Origin of the sequence: Aquabacterium commune, from assembly GCF_004362855.1 — a bacterium.
Classification (GTDB): domain Bacteria; phylum Pseudomonadota; class Gammaproteobacteria; order Burkholderiales; family Burkholderiaceae_C; genus Aquabacterium; species Aquabacterium commune.
Map to the genome: position 1 here is coordinate 97,725 of NZ_SNXW01000008.1, position 21,219 is coordinate 118,943.

Below are 21,219 nucleotides of genomic sequence, written 5' to 3' on the forward strand. Positions count from 1 at the left end.
TTGCGGCGCCTCATCCTTTTGGCCCATGGCAAATCCAGTCACACGATGTAGGGGATTGTGATTTTTTGTAAGGCGGACAAGACTGCAAAACGCGCATGCAAGTCCGCGCCCCGATTCCAGACACTGCAAGACGCAGCAAAACACAGCAGGGAGACAAGGCCACGCGAGCGGCCGGGCGTTCTCTGTGCAGGAGTTCCCCATGAGCCACGGTGCCATCACCCTCGTCCGCCGCCAGTACCTGGCCATCTTGCGCCGTTGCGCTTCGCTGAACGCCTCGGGCTGGATGGCGCTGGGCGGCTTCTCGGCGGGCCTGGGGCTGCTGACGGGTGGCGTGGCGCAGGCGGCCGGCCCGGGCATCGTGACCGACGGGCGCACCCAGACGGCGGTGACGCCGGTGGGCGGCAGTCCGGCGGTGATCGACGTGACGACGCAGACCGTCAAGGGCGTCAACGGCTTCAACAGCTTCTCGCAGTTCAGCGTCTATGGTGGCCAGACGGTCAACCTGCATGTGCCGCAGGGCGCGGCCAACCTGCTGAACCTGGTCAACGGCCCGCAGTCGCAAATCGACGGCGTGCTCAACGCCTACAAGGACGGCCGCATCGGCGGCAATGTGTTCTTCTTCAACCCGCAGGGCATCGTGGTGGGTGCCGGCGGCCAGATCAACGTGGGCAGCCTGATGCTGGCCACGCCCACGCAGGCCTACATGGACCGCCTGATGGACGGCCAGGGCCGCATCGGCGACGCCGCGCTGGCCGAGGCCCTGGCGGGCCGGGTGCCGCTGTCGGCTTCGGGCCTGATCAGTGTCAAGGGCCAGGTGCGCGCCGTGGACGGTGCCTTGCTGGCCGCGGGCCGGGTCGAGGTGGCCGCGGGCGGGCAGGTGCAGGCCGGCGGCGCCGTGCGCGTGGCCTTCGGGCAACTGGTCAACGTGGATGGCATCCAGGAAGGCGGCGTGAGCTTCCTCGAGGGCGACACGGTGCGCATCGTGGCCTCGGGCGATGTCGATGTGGCCGGTCGCGTGTCGGCCGATGGCGCGGGCACGGGTGAGACGGCCCAAGGTGGCAGCGTGCACGTGTGGGCCGATGGCTCGGCGCGCTTGCTGCAGGGCGGCGTGGTGTCGGCGCGCGGTGCCGACACCGAGGGCGATGGCGGGCACATCGAGTTCAGCGCGGTGCAAACCGTCAGCCTGGGCGGCGGGCGCTTCGACGTGGGCGCCAAGGCCGGCCGTGCGGGCAGCGTGCTGATCGACCCCAATGACATCGAGGTGCTGGCCAGCAGCATCTTCACCGACGGCGGCAGCTACACCCTGGTGGCCAACAACAGCATCACGGTCAAGGAAGATGTGGTGCTGTCCACCCGCAAGGTGGCCAACCCGAACGACGCCACCACCGACCACGAAACGGCAGCTTCGACAGGCGACTCGGGCGACCTGAGCCTGCTGGCTTCGCACATCGACATCCAGCGCGGCGCCAAGCTGCTGGCCCAGGCCACGGGTCCGTACAAGGCCGGCAAGCTCACGCTGAAGGCCAGCCAGGTCAACGCCATCGGTGCCACGCGCACGGCCGACGCCAGCATCCGCATCGACCGCGCCACGCTGCGCGGCGGCGACATCTTCATCAGCGCCGAGGCCGACACCTCGGCCATCGCCACGCTGCTGTCGCAGTCGCCCCAGACCACGCTGGCCGAGGCGCAGACCTTCGTCAACAACGAGCTCGACAACCTCTCCGATGGCCCCGGCGGCGAGTTCCTGGCCATCACGACCAAGGCCACGGCGCGCACCGAGGTGCTGGGCAGCCGCATCATCGGCTCGGGCGACGTCACCATCCAGAGCCAGGCCGCGGCCCGTGCCGGCTTCGACAAGAACGCGCTGGCCGAAACCCTGATCGGCGATGCGCCCGCGGCGGGTGGCCAGCCGGCCGTGGGCACGGTCATCCAGGGCAAGAGCGTCAAGGTCGATGCGGTGGCCAGCACCTCGTTCAAGCTCGACGTGCTGGGCACGGCGGCCAAGCTGCTGGACCAGAGCTGGTTGCCGTCGGACAGCGCCTTGCTCAAGACGCTCAATGACCAGATCTTCGATTTCAGCAGCGTGCCGCTGGTGTCGCTGTCCACGTCCCAAGCCACCACGCGCATCGACGGCGCCACCCAGGTCACCTCCACGGGCGACCTGACGGTGCACAGCGAGGCGACCTCGGTGTCCCAGCCGACCTTCTCCGGCCTGCTGGTGCTGTCGGCAGCTTGGGGCGAGTCCACCGCCGCGGCCACCACCCAGGTGCAGGGCACCAGCCAGTTGACGGCGGGCGGCGCGGCGAAGGTTCAGGCCAGCACTGACGTGACCGTCGATGTCTCGGCGACCATCACCACCACCAACAAGCCCATCGACGCGGTGTTCGTGCGCGCCGACAACAGCGCCACCACCACGGCTGAGACGGGCGCTGGCACGCGCATCCGCGGCAACAGCATCGAGGTGAGTGCGGCCAACAAGACGGACATCGCGGTGTCGGGTACGGCGGCCAACCAGGGCGGCAGCGGCTTGGGCATCGCGGTGGCGGTCAACACATCGAAGAACGATGTGACGGCCAAGCTCGGCGGCGATGCGGCCAGCACGGGCGGCGCCACCCGGGTCGATGCCAGCATCGCCATCACCCAGAACACGACGGCGGCCGACGCCTCCACGCTGGGCGACCCCAGCAGCATCTCGGCCCAGATCACCAACTTCACCGCCGGCATCCAGCGCAATGTGGTGAGCGGCGTGCTGGGCGCCACGGGCAAGCTGTCGGGCGCCACGGGCGACAAGATCGCCAACTTCATGTTCCCGGGCATCAAAGAGGGCAAGTTCAACCTCTCCGGCGCGGTGACCTACAGCGACTCGGGCAACACGGCCAAGGCCAGCATCGCCGATGGGGCCAAGGTGCAATCGGCCGCGGGCCTCGATGTGACGGCGTCCATCCAGGACCGCCCCAGCGCCAGCGTGGGCGCCAAGACGAGCTCCACCGGCACGGCCATCGGCGGCGCCGTGGCCCTGGCCAATTTCTCCAACGACGCACAGGCCTGGATCGGCAAGGGCGCCACGGTCGATGCCAAGGGCGCGCTGAAGGTCGATGCGCGGACCCTCGTGCCCTACCCCTGGCAGATCAACTGGAACTCGCCGGACGCCATCCTCAACCACCTGCAGTCCAACGTGCTGGACCTGGTCTTCACGACCTTCGGCATCAACTCGGCCAGTGGCAAGAGCGGCGTGGGTGCGGCCGCGGCCGTGACCGTCTTCAACCTGGACAACAACGCGCAGGCCTTCATCGACGAGGGCGCCCAGGTCAACACCACGGCCCACGCGCCGGGCGCGCAGAGCCTGCCTGAGCAGACCGTCACGGTGCACGCGCAAAACGAGGTCAACACGGTGCACGCCGTGGGCATCGCGGGCAAGAAGGTGCTGGGCACCACGGGTGGCAAGGCGGCCATCGGCGGCTCGGCCGATGTGGTGGACATCGACAGCACGGCCTCGGCCACCATCCGCGGTGGCGCCGATGTGCGCGCCGCCCAGAGCGTGACGGTGAAGGCCGAGCAGACCGCGCAAATCGTGACCGTGGCCGAAGCGGGCGGTTCGTCCGATGCCGTGGGCATCGAGGGCGCGGTCACCGTGGACATCCTCCAGCAGAGCACGCTGGCCGGCATCGACGACGACGCCAAGGTGCGCTCGGGCGGCCCGGTGACGGTGCAGGCCGACGCCTCGCTGCGCGACATCGCCGTGGCCGGCGGCGTGGTCGCGACCAAGGGCTCGGTGGGCATCGGCTTTGCCGTGACCGTCAACCAGGTGGACACCGACACCACGGCGCGCATCGGCAATGTGGACTTGGCGGGCCGCGACGCCGCGGGCGCCAATGGCTTCGTGAACAGTGCCGGTGCGCTGAACGTCAAGGCCGACGCGGTGACGGAGGTCGGCGCCTACTCGGTGGCCGGTGCGCTGGCCACCAACAGCAAGTCCCAGACAGAGGCCCCGTCCGCGGGCGATTCGAGCACGCAGTCGGGCAGCAGCGGCGCGGGCACGGGCAAGTTCGGCATCGCGGTGTCGGGCGACGCGGCCTACAACGACGTGACGGCGAACACCACGGCGGCCATCAGCGATGGCGCACAGGTCAACCAGGCCACCGACGTGACGGTGCGCGCGCACAACGACCTGGCCATCAACGCGCTGGCTGGCGCGGTGACCATTTCCACGCAGTCCAACGGCAACGGCCTGGCGGGCTCGGTGGCCTACAACACGCTGGATGGCAGCACAGCGGCCTACGTCGATGGCGCGCGCATCGCCAGCAGTGGCGCCATGGCGGTGGAGGCCCTCAGCGAGGGCGAGATCAAGTCCTTGTCGGCCTCGGTGCAGGCCAGCCGCGGCAAGCTGGGCGTGGCGGGCTCGGTCTCCATCAACGAATTGGCGCATTGGACGCAGGCCTACATCCAGGGCAGCGACCTGTCGGGCCTGAGCCGCCTGAGCCTGTCGGCGCGTGACAGCGCGGCCATCCGCTCGGTGGCGGGGGCGCTGGCCTTCGGTGGCAAGGCGGGCATCGGCCTGTCCTTCGGCTGGAACCACATCGACAACCAGATCGCAGCCTTCGTGCGCAACAGCGACGTGAACACCGCCGGCGCGGTGCTGGTGGACGCCCAGAGCACCGGCGGCATCGACACCATCGCGGCCTCGCTGGGCGCCAGCACGGGGCAGATGGCCGGGGCAGCGGCGGTCGCCATCAACCAGATCGGCACGCAGACCTCGGCCCAGGTGGAAGGCCGCAAGACGGCCGCGGGCATCGATGCGGCGTCGCTGAGCGTGAGCGCTTCGGACACCTCCGACATCAACGCCATCGTCGGCGCCCTGGGCCTGAGCACGGGCAAGGCGGCCTTTGGCGTGAGCTTCGCGTGGAACAAGATCACCTCGGGCGTGCAGGCCAGCCTGCGCAGCGCCACGGTGGACACCACGGGCGCGGTCGGGGTCTCGGCCACGCACGATGCCGACATCGAAACCTACGCCATGGGCGGCGGCGCGGCGGCCAAGGTGGGCGTGTCGGGTTCGCTGGCCCTCAACGACATCGGCACGACGCTGGGCGCGCGCAGCCAGGGCAGCGCGGTCACCAGCCAGGGCGGTGGCGTGGTCATCGCGGCGTCCGAGCGGGCGCGCATCTTCGCGGCCACCGGGGCCCTCTCGGGTGGTGGCACGGCGGCGGTGGGCGCCTCGGGCTCCTACAACCACATCACCGGCACGGTGCTGGCCGAGGTGCAAGGCGGCAGCCTGACGGCCCGCCATGGCTCGGTGCGCGTGGACGCTGCGCGCGACGGCGCGGTGGAGGTCTGGGCTGCGGCCGGCTCGGGTGGCGGCACAGCGGGCTTTGCGGGTTCCATCGCCATCAACGACGTGGGCGGTGAGACCCGCGCCAGCGTGAACGGCGCCGCCCAGGTGCGCGCCGACCACAACGTGGCCGTGACGGCACAGGCCGACGACCGCATCTTCTCGCAAGCGGGCACGGTGGCCCTGGGTGGCACGGTGGGCGGTGGCGGCGCCATCGCCATCAACGACCTGCACAACCAGACGACGGCCGAGGTCACGGGCAGTGGCACCCAGGTCAATGCCCTGGCGCAAGGCGGCACGCAAAGCGTGGACAACGGCCAGCTGAGCGCGACCAGCGGCCTGCGCGACAAGCTGAACAACCACCAGCTGAAGGACGATGTGCGCGGCACCGCGGTGGTGGCGTCTTCGACCAGCCAGGTCGAGACGATGCTGGCCAACGTGGCCGGTGGGGGCGAGGTCGGCGTGGCCGCGACGGTGTCGGTCAACCTGCTGGGCGGCAGCACGACCGCGCAGGTGACGACCCAGGCGGCGGTGCAGTCCACCCCGGGCGATGCCACCGGCGCGAGCGCCAACCAGGACGCCCGCGTGGGCGCTTACCACCACGACGCCGTCATCGCGGGGGCCGGTGGCCTGGCCGTGGGTGGCACGGCCGGCGTGGGCGGTGCGGCGGACACCACGGTGCTCTCGCACGCCACGAAGGCGCAGGTGAACAACGCCAGCGTGTCGGCACAACGTGATGTGGCTGTGGCCGCGCGCCACACCATCGGCACGCAGCAGGTGGTGGTGGGCGCCAGCGGCGGCGGTGTCGCCTCGCTGAATCTGTCGGGCACGGTGTTGCTGGCCCAGATGCAAACCCAGGCCCTGGCCGAAGGCGCCACGCTGAAGGCCGGCCGCAACGCCGCCATCAATGCGGGCTCCGAGCTGAAGGCCGAGCACCTCGTGGGGGGCTTGAGCGCGGCGGGCGCGGCGGGCGTGGGCGCGTCGGTGGTTGTCACCGTGGCCGAGCAGCAGACGCGCGCGGCCACCTCGGGCAACACCGTCATCGATGCCAATGGCACGACCACGGTGGCCGCCGATGCGGTGCAGGACGTCACGGTCAACGCCGCGACCGGCACCGCCGCGGGCGCGGTGGGCATCGCAGGCACGGTGGCGGTCACCGTGCTCAAGGGCCAGACGGACGCGGCCGTCGGCGGCAGCACCCGCATCAACCAGAACACGGCCACCGGCCTGAGCAGCCAGGACGTGGTGGTGCAGGCCAGCGAGCGCATCGGCGTGGACAACAAACTCGGCGCGCTGGCAGTGGGCGTGGGCGGCGGCGGCGTGGGCGCCACGGCCGATGTCACGCTGCTGAAGTCCGGCACCTCGGCCACCGTGGGCGCGGGCGCACAGCTGCGCGCAGGCGGTGACATCCGCGTGGACGCGGGCACCGAGCGCGACGTGGCCTCGCTGACCGTGGCCGCTGCGGGCGGCGCCACCTTCGGCATCTCCGGGGCGGTGTCCTACATCGGCGTGGGCGGCCGCGCCGACAGCGGGGCGCAGTCCGAGCTGTCGGGTTCGATCGCTGACGCGGGCAGCCTCGCGTCGGGCAACCTGACCGGCGGCCAGGCCAGTTCGGACGCGGGCGGCACCTCGGCCAGCACGCAGCGCGTCAACACGGCGCGCAGCAGCGTTGCCCTGACGAATGACTTCAACACCGTGCCCGTGGGCACCAGCGCCGTGGCCAGTGTGGGCACCGGCGCGACGCTGAACGCCGGCCGCGATGTGGCCGTGCTGGCGCACACCCAGACCGATGTGAAGGCCACCGCCGCGGGCGTGGCCGTGTCGGGCGGGGTGTCGCTGGGCGGTGGCGTGGCCATCGCCCGCATCGACGACGACACCCGCGCCTCCGTGGCCGGCAGCATCACGGCCGCGCGCCGCGTGCTGGTGCAGGCCACCGATGGCCAGGCCCGCACCTCGGCGCTGACCACCTATGCCGGTGGCGGCGGCCTGGTCGGCCTGGGCGCTTCCGTGAGCTTGCTGGACAAGACCAGCCGCACCCTCGCCGAGGTCGCGCCCGACGCGCACCTCACCGCGCTGGGCAGCGTGGCGGGCGACGCGGCCAACCCGAGCGGCGACGTCACCATCCTGGCGGGCAACACGCACAGCCTGAAGGCCGAGGCGCTCGGCGCCGCGGTCGGTCTGGGCGGCATCGGCGCTGCCGTCGCGCACGCCAACGAGGCGGCTTCGGCCACCGCGCAGGTGGGTGACCGTGCCGTGATCACGGCCAAGTCGCTGGACGTGCACGGCCGCAGCAGCACCACCACATCGGCCCAGGCGACCGCCGCGGCGGGCGGCATCGTCAGTGGCGCGGGCGCCGACGCGCAGGCCACCGACAAGGCCAGCGCCAGCGCCACCCTGGGCCAGAACGTCCAGGTCACCACCACCGGCGGCCTGACGCAGGTGCGCGCCGACATCGACCCCGTCACGCGCAGCCAGGCCCTCGGCGTGGCCGTCAGCGCCGGCGTATCGATCGGCGTGTCACTGGCCAAATCGGAAGCCACCGGCGCGGCCCTGGCCTCCACCGGCACGGGCGTGAACGTGCAGGCCGGCAGCTTCAACCTGAGTGCGACCACCCTGCCGCGCAGCGGTGCCAACACGGCCACGGCCGACGCCACCGGGGCCGCGGGCGGCCTGCTGCTTGGCGCCGGTGCCACCGCGGCCGATGCCCTCGTGCGCACCCGCACGCAGGCCGCGCTCGGCGATGGCAGCACCGTCAAGACCACCGACGACCTGCGCATCACGGCCCACAGCACGACGTCCACCGACACCGACGCCTCCGGCGTGTACGCGGCCGGCTTGCTGGCCGGCGGCAGCAACCGCGCCACCAGCCGCACGACCACCACCACGACCGCCGGTGCCGGCGACAACGTGACCCTGGAAGCCAACAAGGCGCTGGTGGTGCAAGCCACCGGGTCAGACAGCTTGCGCGCGAACACCACCGCGGGCGCGGGCGGCCTGGGCACCCTGGTGGCCTCCAAGGCCGAGACCTACGCGAACGCGACCACCACCGCGAACCTGGGCACGCTCGATGGCGTGGGCGGCACCACGGGCACGGCCCGGGCGGCCAGCCTGACCCTGGGCGCCGACCAAAGCACCCAGTTCAACGCCACCGCCGACTCGACCTCGGCCTCGGTCGTGGGCTACTCCGGTGCCCGCGCCCACAACGAGGTGAACACCGACACCCGCGTCAACGTGGGCAAGGGCTTCGCCATCGACGCCAAGGCGCTGCAGGTGCAAGCGGCCAACCACATCGTCAAGGCCGCGCTGGCCAGTGGCTACAACGTCGATTCGGCCTCGGGCGGTCTGCTCAATGGCGCGGCCGCGCGCAGCGAGAGCCTGATCCGCAACCACGCCATCGTCACCCTGGGCGACAACGCCCGACTGAGCGTCAACGTGGTCGGCACGGCCTGGGGCAGCTTCGATGTCTCGGCCTTCAACGAGGTCCACGCGCATGACAGCGTGCGCCTGGATTCCGGTGGCGCCATCGCGGTGGCACGCAGCGAGTCCGAGATCCGCAACGACGTCAACGAAGGCAAGGTGAGCGTGGGCGCCAACGCGACGCTGACCAGCGACGGCGAGATCAACCTGTCCTCGCGCACCGTGTCCGAGGTGTTCACCGAGGCCCGCGCCAAGACCTACGGCGTGGCCGGTGCCGCGCAAGGCAAGACCTTGTCCGACATCGGGGCAGACAACCAGGTCAACGTGGCCGGCGGCGCCCTCATCGAGGCCGAGCGCGACGTCCACCTGATGGCCGGCACCGACCGCAGCGCCGCCAACGTGCTCAACGCCGATGCCGACACCCGTTTGTGGAACCGCACGGCCGTGCCCATCGAGACCGACCCCGATGCCCACGCCCAGGTCGTCCAGACCAACACGATCGATGTGGCGGCCGGCGCCCAGGTGCGCTCGGTGCGCAGCGTTTACCTCAACGCCGAAGAAGGCCGCCACACCACGCGCGGCTTTGGCGAAGGCACCGACGCGTACCGCGAAATCCTCTCGGCCATCGGCAGCTTCTTCGGGGCCGACACCTCGGCGCTGAAGATCCAGGGCGGCAGCACCTGGGACAACGCCCGCAGCGCCTTGACCCCGCCGTCCGGCGTCAAGGTGGACGGCAAGGTCGAGGCCGGCATCTGGCACCTGCAGTACCTGACTTTCGGGGCCGATGGCTCGGTCAGCAAATCGCAGAACGTCAGCTACACCCTGCGCGACAACGTCAACCTCACCACCGAACTGAGCGCCGAAATCAACGCCTTGCGCGCCAAGGCCACGGCGGTGCGCAACTCGGCCAACAACTACATCGGTGACGCCAACGCCACCGACGTGGCCAACGCGCTGGACAACGACGCCCGCATCCTGGAGGCGCAGCTCGCGGCGCTGGGCGCCAACACCCAGGTTGGTTTCCTGGACGTCGGTCCGGTGCTGGCCACCACGGGCAACGTCAACATCACCGGTCGCAACCTCACGGGCGCGGCCAGCGGCCAACTGATCGCCCCGGGCGATGTGCGCATCGACATCGTCAACCAGTCCACGCGCTTCATGACGACGTCCACGCTGACCATCCCGACCGACGACGGTGGCCAGGTGCTGTTCAATGGCGCCAGCGTGAACTCGGCCGCCCAGGTCAACGCCAAGAACGCCCGCGGCAGCGGCGCGGCCCTGCAGGTGCAAAGCGCGGCCACCAGTCCGCGCCCGGTCATCAGCGTGCGCAACACCAACAGCACCGACACGGCCACCGGCTCGCCGGCCCAGCTCTGGTTGCGCGGCGACATCAGCAACCTCGATGGCCTGGCCGAAGCCAAGAGCCACGGCACCATCCGCTCCTCGGGCAACATCGACGCCGAGACGGTCAACATCGCCACCGGCGGCGACTTCATCAAGACCTACACCCCCGGATTCACCCACCAGGGCGGCAACCCCATCTCGCAGCTGGGCAGCCTCCCCGATGACCGCGAAGATGCGGCCATGGCGCTCAATGGCAGCGATGCCACCGACAGCGGCAGCGGTGACTACACCACCTCCACGCTGGCGCGCACCTGCAGCAACGGCGTGTGCAGCAGCACCATCGCGGGCAACAACGTCTATATCAGTGGCGAGAAGCTCAACATCAACGGCCTGATCCAGGCCGGTGTGGCCGACCGCCGCATCGTCATCGACAACACCCTGGTGGCGGCCCAGAACGCGGCCATCGCCCAGGCCCGCGCCAAGTACCAGGCCACCCACGCCGAGGCCGACCGCTACGTGGACCTCAACAACCCCGAGCCGGGCAGCGAGGGCATCCAGGTCCGCTACGACGTGGCCAACGAACGCCTGGAGCTGGCCAATGTGCGCATCGGCGGCGGCCACATGGAGCTCTACGGCAACATCTTCTCGACCGGCAACGGTGAGCTGCGCGTGCTGGACGGCTATGGCCGCATCGACGTGCAGAACACCACCACCTACGACCTCGCCATCAACCGCCTCGATGCGGGGCAGGGCGTCGAAGGCCTGATCCGCATCACCGACACGGCCAAGCGCGTGCTGGCCAATGGCCAGGTGGACGACAGCGGCTTCGGCAAGACGGGCAAGGCGCTGGTGACCGAAATCACCCGCCTGGGCAACGTCGTGCAGACCCACGACAGCCGCACGGTGGACGCCAATGGCCGGCCCACCTACCTGGTGTCCGAGTCCAACGGCCGAACGTCGGGCTACGACCCGGTGGCCAACCGCCGCTTCAACTGGATCAACGGCCGCACGCAGAGCTGGACGGAGCAGCGCATCTACACGAAGAAGGTGCTGTTCGGCGTGGACTCGTTCTTCCCCGACTACGATAACCCCGACAACGTCATCCCCGGCACACCGGTGTACACGGCGCGCCTGACGGGCGATTGGCTGTCCGTGGGCGGCGGCAACGCGGCCTACAAGATGGACTACACCCAGGTCACCGGCGCCAAGGTGCAGGCCGGCGACACGTACAAGATTTCCGAAAGCTGCGTCGGTTTCTGCGACGTGGCCATCTACAAGCAGCTGACGCAAGGCACCGACTTCAAGTGGACCGTGCAGGAGTACTTCCAGCACAGCCTGAACGCCTCCAACAACATCAAGGTGAGCTTCACCGGCCATGACACGGCCAAAGTCGATGTCGCCTCCACGCAGGGCAAGGTGCTGCTCAACGGCATGGTGCGCGGCCTGACGGGCGACACCACCATCACCGCGCCCAAGGGCATCGCCAGCCTGTCGGACCAGGCGGTCATCGTGGCGCAGAACCTGAGGCTCAGCGCGCAGAGTGGCGCCATCGGCTCGGCCACCGCGCCGGTGCGCATCAACCTGACCGACGCCGACGCCACCCGCGGCCTGGTCAATGGCAGCCTGACGGCGCTGGCCCGCGACGGCGTGGCCATCGAGGAAACCGATGGCGACCTGCGCGTGGCGGCGGCCCAGGCCACGGCCGGTGCGCTCAAGCTCACCGCCGACCGCCACCTGCTGACCACCGACCCCAACGTCGTGCTGCAAGGCACCGACGTGCGCCTGGTGAGCCGCACCGGCACGCTGGGCACGGCGGCTTCGCCCCTGCGCATCGACACCAGCGTGAACGGGGTGACGGGTGTGCTCTCGGCCGAGGCCGCCGGCGACATCCAGGTCACCGAGGTCAGCGGCGACCTGCGCGTGCAGCAGGTGCGTTCGCGCGCTGGTGACGTGGTGCTCAACGTGCCCACCGGCAGCCTGATCGATGCCAACGACGTGGACGTCGAAGACACCAAGTCCACCACCGAGCTGCTGGCCTTGTGGGACGACATGCGCCTGCGCGGCCAGGGCGCCAGCGACAGCGCCGACCAGACGGTGCGCAACGAAGAGCGCCGCGTCACCAACGAGTACCAGCGCTACTGGCAGCTGCGCAATGTGCGTGATCTGGGCAACGGCCAGTCCACCGCCGACGCGTTCAACCCGAACTTCCGCTACACCCTGAGCACGGCACAGGCCACGGCCTTGAAGCAGGCCAACGGCTGGACGGACGCCGACGTGGCCCGCTTCGAGCAGACACAGACCGACGCCTACTTCGCGGCCAACGCCCGCTTCGGCAGCCAGCCCTACAACGCCAACTTCGCCCACACCGTGTCCGACGCCGAGCGCACCGCCCTGCGCGATGGCAGCAGCTGGACGGACGCGCAACTGGGCAACGCCCTCGGGGCCGGTTTGTTCCGCCCCGTGGCCGACACCGAAACCCGCATCGAGGACGCCAACGTCGTGGGCCGCAACCTGCGCTTCACGGTGGCCGGCACCATCGGCGAGGACGTCGATCCGGCCTTCCCCAATGGCGTCATCGTGCCGCGCAACCTCAACGGCGTGACGCTCACCAAGGAGCAGAAGCTGGCCTTGCTGACCGCCGAGAAGCAGGACATCACGCTCACGCCCACCGAGGTGCGCATCGCCGTCAAGAAGGACTTCGACGTCGAGGCCAGCGGCGCGCTGACGGCGCAGGCCAACGGCACTGTGCTGATCGGCAGCGAAAGCGACCTGAGCATCGCGCAGGTGCGCACGCCGGGCGAAGTCCGCATCAAGAGCGGCGCCGGCCTGAGCAATGGCGCACCCGATGGCACGGCCGCCATCACGGCCCAGCGCCTGGTGCTGGAAGCCGGCCAGGGCAGCATCGGCTCGGCGGCCAAGCCCCTGTGGGTGGACATCGCCGACGGCGGCACGCTCACGGCCCGCGCGCGCCAGAGCCTCTTCATCGGTGAGCTGAGCGGCGACATGCGCATCAACACCGTCTATGCCCAGCAGGGCGCGACCCTGAGCGCACCGGGCGCCATCCTCGACGCGGGCTTCGACCGCCTGCTCGACGTCCAGGCCCGCCTGATCGACCTCTCGGCCGGCACCACCATCGGCGCCCCAGGTGGCGTGGCGGGCGCGCTGGAGGTCAGCACCGGCACCAATGGCACGCTGAACGCCACGGCGCCCGGCGGCGTCTTCCTGGCCGGCATGGGCGGCAGCAGCCGCCTGGGCAACGTCACCACCCTCGGCGACTTCGGCTTCGACGCCCTCAGCGGTGACCTCACTGTGGCAGGCCGCGTACAGGCTGGCAGGGTCCGCCTGGCCTCGGACAACGACCTGATCTTCGACAGCCTGGGCCGCATCGAGGCCCGCGAGTCGGCCGAGCTGAGCGCCGGCGTGGCCGGTCAGGGCGATGTGGTGGCCGCACCGGGCAGCACGCCCCAGGTGACGGCGCCGGTCGTGCGCGTGAGCGCGGCCAATGGCATAGGGGATGACGCTGCCGCAATGCGCATCGCCAGCCCCGACGTGACCCTGCAAGCGCAGGACATCCGCGCGCAGGTCAGCGCGGGCGACCAGCCTTTGACGCTGTCGGTCAGTGGCGCCCCGGCCGTGGCCGGCCAGCCCGCACGCAGCGTGGTGCTCGACCTCGATGCGCAGCAAGGCAGCACCTTCAGCCTGCTCAACGCCGAGCAGACCACCACGACCACCAACGGCCCGCTGACGGTCCAGCAAGGCCTGCTCCTGGACGTGGCGCGCTTCTTCACGCCCTGGTACAGCATCCGCATCGACGCCGCCGACCGCCGCGGCCAGACCGGCTTCGACGTGCGCGGCTTCACGCTGGACGGCCGCTACGACCTCATCGTCACGCCGCAGGCCGCCTTGATCGGCGCCTACGTGCTGACGGGCAACCCCGAGAAGGTCATCTTCAGCAACCCGAGCGGCGTGACCACCGGCCAGACGCAGACGGGCAGCGACCTCAACGCCCAGAGCGACCAGACCGGTGCGCGTGGCCTGGCGCTGGCGCGCGGCGTGCAGAGCAACCTGGCGCCCGCCGCGGGCCTGCTGCAGATCGGCGCTGACCTCTTCGACTGTCAAGGCCACGAGCGCGAATGTGCCGCCCTGGGCCTGCCCCTGCCGGCCCCGGCCGCCGGTCAGTGAGGCGGCCCGACATGTCAACCACCTCTTTCCCCATGAGCCACACACACACCCGCCTCACGCTGATCGCCAGCCTGTGCCTGAACATGGGCTTGAGCCTGAGCCTCAGCGCCCCGGCCTGGGCCCAACAGGCCCTGCCACCGGGCCTCACGCCCGGCGCCGCCCAAGGCCAGGAGCGCCTGCAGCGCGACGAGCAGCAAGGCCAGGAACGCCTGCAGCAGGGCGCGCCGGGCGCCGAGGTGCGCACACCGGCCAAGCCAGCCGCCACCGCGGCCAGCACCGCGCGCAACATCCGCGTCGAGCGCTTCGAGGTGGACGCCTCGCAGATCTTGTCGCCGCAAGAGATCGACGGCGTGCTCGCGCCCTTGCGCGGCCAGACCGTCAGCCTGGCCGAGCTGCAAGCCGCGGTCGAGCAGATCAACGGCCTGTACGAAGCGCGCCGCCAGCTGACCGCCCGCGCCGTGCTGCCCACGCAGACCGTCACCGACGGCGTGGTGCGCGTGCGGCTGGTCGAGTCGCGCACCGCGGCCGTGCGCATCGCAGGCAACCAGGCGCTGGCCGCCGAACACGTGCGCGACCGCCTGCGCCTGTCGCAGGACGCGCTGCTGTCGGTGCCCGCGCTCGAAGAAGACCTCGCCCGCTTCAACCGCCTCAACGACACGCAACTGCGCGCCAACGTCGTGGCCGGTGAGCGCTTCGGCACCACCGACGTCGAGATCAGCGTCAGCGAGCCCAAGCGCCTGCGCGTCGATGCCTTCGCCGACAACGCCGGGCGAGACACCACCGGCCGCATGCGCTGGGGCGCCACGGTGCGCGGCGCCAACCTGCTGGGCATCAGCGATGCGGCCCAGCTCACGGCCACCACCACGCGCGGCTCGAACAGCCTGGCGGCGTCCTACTCGCTGCCCATCAACCGGCAGGACACCCGCCTGGACATGTCGGCCAGCTTCGGCCAGATCCGCATCATCGACGGGCCCTTCGTGCCGCTGGACATCACCGGTCGCTCGCGCGATGTCACCGTGGGCCTGACCCACCCGCTGCTGACCCAGGCCGACCGCGCCTGGTCCACCTACGCGAGGTTGTCAGACCGCCAGGCGCGCAGCCTGTTCTCGGGTTTCGAGCAGACCCGCGACACCCAGCGCGTGATCACGCTCGGCGTGGCCGGCGACCGTTTCACCGACGGCCACTCCTGGTACACCGACCAACAGCTCGTCATCGGCTCGCAGGACCTCGGTGGCGACAGTGGCTTCATCTACTGGCGCGGCCTGGGCAACCGCCTGGACCGCCTGGGCGAGCGCACGCAGCTGATCTCGCGCATCGGTGCGCAGTATTCGCAGAACCGCCTGCTGCCCTCGGGCGAGCAGTTCCAGGTGGGCGGCGCCTACTCGGTGCGCGGCTACTCTGAAGGGCTGCTGGCGGGCCGCAATGGCTACTCGGTGAGCGCCGAAATCCGCTACGGCATGGGCGCGCTCGACTACCTGCAAAGCGGCCCGGACAGCCCGCGCGTGCAGTGGCTGGCCTTCATCGACCACGGCGGCGCCTTCCCCTATCGGCCAGGCAACCTCCAGGGCATCCAGCGCGATGACTTCATCACCGGCGTGGGCGTTGGCACCGTGCTGGAGTGGCGCAGCATCAGCATGCGCCTGGTGCTGGCCGCGCCCCTGCGGCACAACCACCCCTCCGAGCTCCACCCCTCGGACCTGCGCCTCAACGCCTTCTTCAATGTCAGCCTGAAATGAGGCGCTGACGCGATGGCCCGCAAGCGCTGATCAGAAGGTTTCCCAGTCGCCGTCGTCGTGGGCGGTGGCCGCCGGTGTGAAGCTGGCGGCGCTGGCCACGGTCGTGGCGGCACTGCCAGCCGTGGCACTGCTGGCGTTCGATTTCATCGGGGCGGCTTTGGCCGCCGCGGCAATCGGCGTGGGCAGGCGAGGGCGGCTCGCTGCCGCGCTGGCCGGCTTGTCCAGCGGCTTGACCTCGGTCACCGTGGGTGCGTGGCTGGTGCTGGCTTGCGCCTGGGCCTTGGCGATCACGTGCTTGGCTTCGTGCTTGGCCTCGTGCACGGCGTGCGTGGCATGCGAGGAGGGCGCAGCGTGGCTCACGTGCATCACGGGTTCGGCGTGCACCTTCTGCGTGCCCAGCTTGAAGGCCGACACGGCCGAGGCCAGGCGCGTGGCCTGCTCTTTCAGGCTCTCAGCGGCGGCGGCAGATTCCTCCACCAGCGCCGCGTTCTGCTGCGTCATCTGGTCCAGCTGCGTCACCGACACGTTCACCGAGCCGATGCCCTGGCTCTGCTCGGTCGAGGCCGCGCTGATCTCGCCGATGATGTCCGACACGCGCTTGACGCTGGTCAGGATCTCCACCATCGAGGTGCCGGCGTCCTGCACCAGCTTCGAACCCGATTCGACCTTCTCGCTGGAGGCATTGATCAGGGTCTTGATTTCCTTGGCGGCGTTGGCCGAGCGTTGCGCCAGGGTGCGCACCTCGCCCGCCACCACCGCAAAGCCACGGCCTTGCTCGCCGGCACGCGCGGCTTCGACGGCGGCGTTCAGCGCCAGGATGTTGGTCTGGAAAGCGATGCCATCGATCACGGTGATGATGTCGGTGATCTTGCGGCTGGCGCCATCGATCTCGGACATGTTGGCCACGACCTGAGAGACGATCTGCTCGCCACGCTCGGCGGCCGTGGCAGCGCCCGAGGCGAGCTGGTTGGCCTGGCGGGCGGCGTCGGCGCTCTGGCGCACGGTGCCGGTGAGTTGCTCCATGGAGCTGGCCGTTTGCTGCAGGTTCGAGGCGGTGTGCTCGGTGCGGCTGGAGAGGTCCTGGTTGCCCGTGGCGATCTCGGACGATGCCGTCGAGATGGAATCGGTGGCCAGGCGGATCACGCTGATGGTGTCGCGCAGCTTGTGCGTCATCGTCACCACGGAGGCGCGCAGCGAGTGCTCGTCACCGGCCTGGTGGTGCAGTTGCATGTCGAGGTGGCCATCGGCGATGCGGCTGACCAGTTCGCGCAGTCGGGTGGGCTCGTCGCCCAGGTCTTTCCAGACCGAGGCCACGATGGCGGCCGAAGCGGCGCCCAGCACGCCCAGCACGATCACGCCGGTCAGCACGGTCACCCACAGGTTGGTGTCCACGCCGCTGGTGGCTTCGCTCTGGGCGGCCTCGATGGCGTCCTTGGCGGCGGCCTTGTGCTGGTCCAGCAGCTTTTGCAGCGCGGCTTGCGTGGACTGCATCTTGTTGACCAGGTCGCCGGGGGGCTGCTGGGTCAGCAGGGCGCGCGTGGCGCCGAGGGCGGCGGTCTGGTAGTCGTCGAAGGCGGTGCCCAGGGCCTGGGCGACCTCGGTCTTCTCGGGCAGCTTGCGCATGCCGGCCACGGCCTCGTGCGCCGCGTTGACCATGGCTTCGGTGTCTTTCAGTTTGGCGACATCGCCTTCCACGGCGGCGGTCTGCAGCGTCAGGCGCAGTTGCTCGGCGCTGCGGTCCAGCGTCTGCACATGGGCCATGTGCGGGTTGTCGATGTCGCGCAGGTGGCTGAGCACGCTGGACGTGCGGTTGCCCACCACGAAGCTGATCGTCACGCCGACGACAAAGACCGCTGCCGCGCTGATCGGCAACATCCAGATTTTGGTGCGAAAGTTCATCTTGACTCCTGCGTCAGGGGGCCGAAACGTGGACAACGCTGCCGGCACGACCCCTGGTGTATCGGCATGATGGCCGAGGGCCTGAAGCGAAAAGGTGCGAACAAGTCCGCTTTTCCGGGGTCTTTCTGGGGATGTCAGCAGGGTTTCTACAATGGGCACCATGCCTTCGAACTTGCCTGCCGACACCATGCGGCCCCCCACGCGCCGCCGCCTGATGTTCTGGGTGGCGCTGCTGTATTTCTCGGAAGGGCTGCCCCTGGGCCTGTTCTTCGACCTGTTTCCCGTGCACATGAGGCAGGCGGGCGTGGGCACCGCCGAAATTGGCCTGCTCAGCCTGCTCGGCCTGGCCTGGACCGTGAAATTTTTGTGGGCGCCGCTGGTCGATGCCTGGCGCGGCCACCGGCTCTGGATGGCCGCGGCCAACGCGGGCATGGCCTGCGTGCTGGCGGCCCTGGCCTGGCAGCCCGAGGCCCTGAGCGCCGGCGCCAGCTGGCCCTGGGTGCTGCTGGCGGCCTTCACGGTGCTGTCGGCCACCAACGACATCGCCACCGACGGCTACACCATCGAGCTGCTGCGCAAGGACCAGTACGGCGTGGCCAACGGCCTGCGCATCGGCTTCTACCGCGTGGGCATGCTCGCCGCGGGCGGCATGCTGGTGGCCGCGGGTTGGCTGGGCACGCCGGGCCAGCCCGCATGGGGCGCGGCCTACGGCCTGGGTGCGGTGCTGATGCTGCTCAATGGCGCCATGGTGCTGATGGCGCCGGCGCAGCCGCCCCGCCCGCCGCGCGTGGCCGGTGCCGCCGCCGACGAGTGGTCGGCCCTGAAGGGGCAGCCGCTGTGGCTGTTGGCCTTGGGCCTGGTGCTGGCGGGCCTGCTGTGGCCGGTGCTGGGGCCGGTGGGCAAAGCTGCCGGCTGGGCGCCTGTGATGGCGGTCAGCGGCACCTGGTGGTTCAAGGGCGCGGTGCCCGTGGGCTTGATGATGCTGGGCGCCAGCCTGATGGTGGTGGCCGCCCGCCACCCGCGCGCCCAGGCCCTGGCCGAAGGCCCGGTGTTCGGCGCCTGGGTGGGCCTGCTGGCGCGCCCGGGCATGCTGGCGGTGCTGGCCTTCATCCTGCTGTTCAAGCTGGGCGACGCGGCCATGGGCTTCATGGTCAAGCCCTTTTGGGTGGACGCCGGTTTCACCCCGGCGCAGATCGGCCTGGTCAGCGTCAACGTGGGCCTGGGGCTGTCGATTGCGGGCGGGTTGGCGGGCGGCTGGTACGTGGACCGCGCCGGCCTCTTCAAAGGCCTGTGGGTGCTCGGGTTGGCCCAGGCGCTGTCCAACCTGGCCTATGCCTGGGCCGCCTGGCAGGTCCCGCACACCGAGCCCGGTATGCAAGTGAGTGCTTACTATCAAGGCGTCGTCTATGCCGCCAGTGCGCTGGAGAGCTTCACCGGCGGACTGGGCACCGGCGCCTTCCTGGCCTTCCTGATGGGCATCACGGGCAAGCAGCGCGCCACCACGGAGTACGCCATCCTGTCGTCGATTTTCGCGTTCTCGCGGGCGGTGGCGGGCTGGGCGGGCGGCCTGGGGGTCGAGCAAATGGGCTATGGCGCCTTCTTCCTGCTGACCTTTTTCCTGTCATTTCCGGCTTACATGCTGCTGCCTGCGGTGCGGCGTATGCTGGATGGCGGCCCGCCGCGTTGAAGGTGTGGCGTTTGCCCTCAACTGTGTCCCTGACGCCGCTTCGTCTGACTTTGTGCTGCCCGACCATGAATCGCCTCGTTGACCTGCCGCCCGCCCACGTTGATCTCACCTGCGCCTCTGCCGCACGCCGGGCGTCGCGGCGCGCCGCTGGGGTGCTGGCCATGGGCGCCCTGGTGGCGGCGTGTGCCGTGCCGGTGTCCAGCGCGGTGGCCCGCGAAGGCGTGGAGGTGGGCAAGGAGTCCGGCTTCACCCGCCTGGTGCCGGCCGAGCAGGTCGAGGCCGCCGCCCAGCAGCAGTACGGGCAGATGGTGCAAGACGCGCGCAACCAGCGCGCCCTGCTGCCCGACAACCACCCGCAGGTCATGCGCTTGCGCGCCATCGCCAAGCGCATCATCCCGTTCAGCCTGCCGTGGAACCGCCGCGCCGGTCAGTGGCAGTGGCAGGTGGTGGTGCTGCAGTCGAAAGAGCTCAACGCTTTCTGCATGCCCGGCGGCAAGATCGCTTTCTACACGGGCATCCTCGACCAGTTGCAGCTGACCGACGACGAGGTCGCCATGGTGATGGGCCACGAGATCGCGCACGCCCTGCGCGAGCACGCCCGCGAGCGCATGGGCAAGGGCGCGGCCACGCGGCTGGGCGCCAACCTGATCTCCGGCCTGCTGGGCCTGGGCAGCGTGGGCGACTCGCTGCTCAACATGGGCGGGCAGTTGCTGACGCTGAAGTTCAGCCGCGAAGACGAGTCCGAGGCCGACCTGGTCGGCATGGAGCTGGCCGCACGTGCCGGCTACGACCCCCGCGCCGGCGTGAGCCTGTGGCGCAAGATGTCGTCGGCGTCGAAGGGCGCCCCGCCGCAGTGGATGTCCACCCACCCGGCGGGCAGCACGCGCATCACCGAGATCGAACAGAACCTGACCAAGGTGCTGCCGCTCTACCAGCGCGCGCCCAAGCCCGATGTGCGCTACGACGCACCCGCGAAAACCGGCGCTTACCTGGGCCAGCCGCTGCCGCTGGGCCTGTGGGGCCGCGGCCCGGTGCGCCTGGGTTCGGCCGAGTGAGTCGCGTGGGTTGGGTGAGCGGGCCAGGTGAACTGCACCCGCGTTCCCAACGCCCATCCCCTGCAGATCAGCGCGTGCGCTCGGCCAGCAGCCGCGAATAAACCAGCGCCTGCAGCAGCGCCACCGCACTGCCGGCCAGCACCTCGGCCACGCGCAGCAGGGCCAGGTTGAGCTCCTGCTGGGGGCCTTGCCCCTGCAGCGCCGCCGACATCAGGATCACCACCGTGATCGGCCCCAGCCGCCAGTTGCTGGGATAGCCGCTCCACAGCATCGCCACCAGCACCGCGGTGATGAGCGCCGCCACCATCGCCCAGAAGGTGCCGCCCAGCAGCACCAGGGCCAGGCAGGCGATGACGCTGCCGCTGAAGGTGTTGATGAGCCGTGCGCGGAAGTTGGCGCGGGCCACGGAGAAATCCGGCTCGGTGACGATGATGACGGAGATCACCGCCCAGTAGGGCTCGGCGATGCCCACCGCCCGCAGGCCAAACCAGGACACCAGCGTGCCCGTGAGGATCTTGACGATGTAAACCAGCGCGTGTTGGCGCGGGCTGATGAAGCTGACGTCCATGACCG

At 70.2% G+C, this 21,219-nt stretch carries 6 protein-coding genes; 4 read left to right on the forward strand and 2 right to left on the reverse strand.

Annotation, left to right across the window (positions count from 1 at the left end; all coding sequences use genetic code 11):
- The first annotated feature begins 199 nt into the window (after positions 1–199).
- Together EV672_RS13925 and EV672_RS13930 are read left to right on the forward strand one after the other, a co-directional pair.
- Positions 200–14,269: a leukotoxin LktA family filamentous adhesin gene (locus EV672_RS13925; RefSeq protein ID WP_133610245.1), complete on the forward strand. Its 14,070-nt coding sequence runs from the start codon at positions 200–202 to the stop codon at positions 14,267–14,269.
- 11 nt (positions 14,270–14,280) lie between these two features.
- Positions 14,281–16,005, forward strand: coding sequence for a ShlB/FhaC/HecB family hemolysin secretion/activation protein (locus tag EV672_RS13930; RefSeq protein WP_166643582.1), 1,725 nt, complete (start codon positions 14,281–14,283; stop codon positions 16,003–16,005).
- Positions 16,006–16,035: 30 nt separating this feature from the next.
- On the opposite strand, the gene EV672_RS19275 is transcribed toward EV672_RS13930, so the two are convergent.
- Positions 16,036–17,904: a methyl-accepting chemotaxis protein gene (locus EV672_RS19275; protein ID WP_133610249.1), complete on the reverse strand. Its 1,869-nt coding sequence runs from the start codon at positions 17,902–17,904 to the stop codon at positions 16,036–16,038.
- A 160-nt stretch (positions 17,905–18,064) separates the two neighbouring features.
- Here EV672_RS19275 and EV672_RS13940 point away from each other — a divergent pair, with 160 nt between their 5' ends.
- Entirely contained in the window at positions 18,065–19,591 is a 1,527-nt protein-coding gene (locus EV672_RS13940; RefSeq protein WP_133610251.1) for an MFS transporter, read from the forward strand.
- Between the two features lie 65 nt (positions 19,592–19,656).
- Positions 19,657–20,646, forward strand: coding sequence for a M48 family metallopeptidase (locus tag EV672_RS13945; RefSeq protein ID WP_133610253.1), 990 nt, complete (start codon positions 19,657–19,659; stop codon positions 20,644–20,646).
- Between the two features lie 67 nt (positions 20,647–20,713).
- On the opposite strand, the gene EV672_RS13950 is transcribed toward EV672_RS13945, so the two are convergent.
- Positions 20,714–21,214 (reverse strand): FUSC family protein, encoded by a 501-nt coding sequence (locus EV672_RS13950; protein WP_133610255.1) that lies wholly within the window; start codon positions 21,212–21,214, stop codon positions 20,714–20,716.
- Positions 21,215–21,219: the final 5 nt, after the last annotated feature.

Excerpts from the sequence above, each read along its gene's own strand:
- EV672_RS13950 (WP_133610255.1), bottom strand. The coding sequence starts at position 21,214 with ATGGACGTCAGCTTCATCAGCCCGCGCCAACACGCGCTGGTTTACATC.
- EV672_RS13930 (WP_166643582.1), top strand. The coding sequence starts at position 14,281 with ATGTCAACCACCTCTTTCCCCATGAGCCACACACACACCCGCCTCACG.
- EV672_RS13940 (WP_133610251.1), top strand. The coding sequence starts at position 18,065 with ATGCCTTCGAACTTGCCTGCCGACACCATGCGGCCCCCCACGCGCCGC.
- EV672_RS19275 (WP_133610249.1), bottom strand. The coding sequence starts at position 17,904 with ATGAACTTTCGCACCAAAATCTGGATGTTGCCGATCAGCGCGGCAGCG.
- EV672_RS13945 (WP_133610253.1), top strand. The coding sequence starts at position 19,657 with ATGAATCGCCTCGTTGACCTGCCGCCCGCCCACGTTGATCTCACCTGC.
- EV672_RS13925 (WP_133610245.1), top strand. The coding sequence starts at position 200 with ATGAGCCACGGTGCCATCACCCTCGTCCGCCGCCAGTACCTGGCCATC.